The 2,573-nt window shown below is 67.2% G+C and carries 2 protein-coding genes; both read left to right on the top strand.

Features of this window, described 5'->3' with window-relative positions:
* Window positions 1-873 (top strand): sensor histidine kinase (locus ACYP5B_RS37805; RefSeq protein WP_459572992.1); only part of this gene is annotated, 873 nt, incomplete at its 5' end.
* Window positions 870-2,498 (top strand): EAL domain-containing protein, encoded by a 1,629-nt coding sequence (locus tag ACYP5B_RS37800; RefSeq protein ID WP_459572991.1) that lies wholly within the window; start codon window positions 870-872, stop codon window positions 2,496-2,498. The genes ACYP5B_RS37805 and ACYP5B_RS37800, both read left to right, overlap by 4 nt.
* Window positions 2,499-2,573: the final 75 nt, after the last annotated feature.

The following is a 2,573-nucleotide window of genomic DNA, read 5'->3' as shown; positions in this document are numbered from 1 at the left end:
CGTCCAGCGCGGCAGGCCTGCCGCGCCGAGCAGCTCCTGGCGGAGCTGGACCGGGCCGAGCCGGCCGGGGAGTTCGCCGGCATCGTCGAGTTCGACATGGCGGTGTCGCCCGCCTACGAGGTGCGCATCGTGCATGCGGCCAGCGGCGGCGGCCTGGTGCTGGTGCTGCGCGACGTGACAACGCAACTGCGCCATGACCGCATGAAATCCCATTTTGTCTCCGCCGCCGCGCACGAGCTCAAGGCGCCCGTGGCGGGCATTGCCGGCTATGCCGAACTGCTGAGTGCCGATGTGGTGCCGGTGGAGCGGCGCAATGGCATTTATCGTGCCATCCACGCCCGTGCCGGCCAGCTCAACGCGCTGTTGTCCGACCTGCTCGACCTGGCCCGCATCGAAGCCCGCAGCAGCGGCATGCTCGAGCGTGAACGCGTGGAGGTGGCCACGCTGGTGCGCGAGACGGTGGCGAGCGAGTTCGCCGAAGAGGGCAGGGTGCGCGTGATCGATGCCGGCGTGCCGCTGCACGTTCTGGCGGACCGCGCGCAATTGACTCAGGCGGTGCGCAACCTGATAGAAAATGCGCTGAAGTATTCTGACGGAAAAGATGAGGTTACCGTCACGGTCGAGCCGCTGCCGCTAGAGCAGGAAAAGGTCTCGGTCAGGGTCGAGGATCGGGGTATCGGCATGACGAAGGAAGAAGCGGGCATGGCGTTCGACAATTTTTACCGGGCCAACCGGCAGGGCGATACAACGGGGAATGGCCTGGGCCTGGCGATCGTGCGGGAAATTGTGGCGGTGCATCAGGGGCAGATCACGCTTGCCAGTGAGATCGGCAAGGGCACCGTCGTCACCCTCAGCCTGCCGGCGGCCGCATGAAGCGCTGGCTGCGGGGAGAAGCGGGCCGGGCGGGGGCGCGGCGGCCCGCCAGGCTGGCGGCGTTGCTTGCCGCCAGCCTGGCGTTATGGCTGGTCGCGATGCTGGCCGCGCACGATGCGCGCGAGCGCGTGGAGCGCATGTCGTCCGCGGTGCGTGACAACCTGGAGCTCGCGCTGGCCGATACGCTTGGCATTGCCTACCAGAACCGCGCGCTGGTGGGCGCACCCTGCCGCAGCGTGGCGCGCCAGTTGCAGGAGCAGGGTGCCTACACCGCCTATATCCGCGATGTGGTGCTGGTGGCGCGCGGCATGCGCTATTGCTCGGCAGTGCGCGGCGAGATCGCGACGCCGCTGGGCGAACTGCTGAACTGGCAGCCCGGGCTGCAATACCACCTTGCCAAACCCCATCGCGGCAGCAGCATGGCGCTCGCCGTGTTCTTCGGCACTGTCCCGGGCAGCGGCGTACTGGTCTGGGTGGAGGGGCGCTACCTGGCCGACATGGTGCAGTCGGCCGGCAAGCTGGGGTTTCCGGATATCGAGATCGAGGTGGCGGGCACACGGTTCATGCTCAACGGCAGCGATGGGGGCGAACCCTCCGGTACCCCAAGCCTCGTCGTGCGTGATGATGCCGGGCAGGGCGCGCACGGCATTGTCGACATCCGGCCACTGGCGGGACACCCGATCACCGTGATCGCGAGCGCACCGCACAGCCTGGTGCTGCAGGAGAGCCTCAAGTACCTGGTGCTGCCACCGCTGGCCGCGGGCATCGCCGCGCTGGTGGTGCTGGGGCTGCATTCGCGCCGCGCGGCGCGCCGCTCCTTTGCCGCGGAGCTGCAGCGCGGGCTGCGCAACGGCGAATTCGTGCCTTACTACCAACCGTTGGTCGATCTGGAAAGCGGGCTGTGCGCGGGGGTGGAAGTGCTGGCGCGCTGGGCGCACCCGCGACGCGGCTTGCTCGAGCCGGAGCATTTCATCCCGGCCGTCGAGCAACAGCATCTGGCGGTCGCGTTGACGCTGCACCTGATCCCCCGCGTCCTGCGCGACCTCGAGCCGCTGGCGTTGCCGCCCGCGTTCCATCTCGCCTTCAACATCACCAGCGAGCACTTCGACGACCCCAGTTTCTGGGCCGAAGACTCGCCGCTGTTCGCGCTGCTGCGGGCCAACGTGACCCCGGTGCTGGAAATCACCGAGCGCGATGCCGTCTCGCTGGTGGAGCACCAGCGAAGTGCGATCCAGCGCGCCAAGGCGCGCGGCATCAAGCTGGCGGTGGACGACTTTGGCACCGGCTACTGCGGCCTGGCCTACTTCAAGCAGTTCGAGGTGGACTTCCTCAAGCTCGATCGCATCTTTGTGCAGGCCGATCCTGGCGACAAGGTGAGCGGCCAGATTGTCGACGTCACCATCAACTTTGCCCACGCGCTGGATCTGGCGGTGGTGGCCGAAGGCATCGAATGCGAGGAACAGCGCGTGTTGCTGGCGGGCAAGGGCGTGCGCCTGGGGCAGGGATATCACTTCGCGCGGCCGATGACGCGGGCAGGGCTATGCGAGTGGCTGCCCGCGCATCTCGAGCGCGGCGCGACGGCAGCTTTGCCTGATGGCAGCCAGGCCGTGCCGGAGCGTGTCTGATCCAGTCCTGGTGGACCGGTCGCAGCGCAAATATGAAACTTTAGCCCTATTTTTAATTGATAAAAATGATATAGA

It is taken from the genome of Cupriavidus sp. 8B, from assembly GCF_054589115.1.
The sequence above is the reverse complement of the archived record's forward strand: the minus strand, read 5'-3'. Positions and strand labels throughout refer to the sequence as shown.

Excerpts from the sequence above, each read along its gene's own strand:
- ACYP5B_RS37800 (WP_459572991.1), top strand. The coding sequence starts at position 870 with ATGAAGCGCTGGCTGCGGGGAGAAGCGGGCCGGGCGGGGGCGCGGCGG.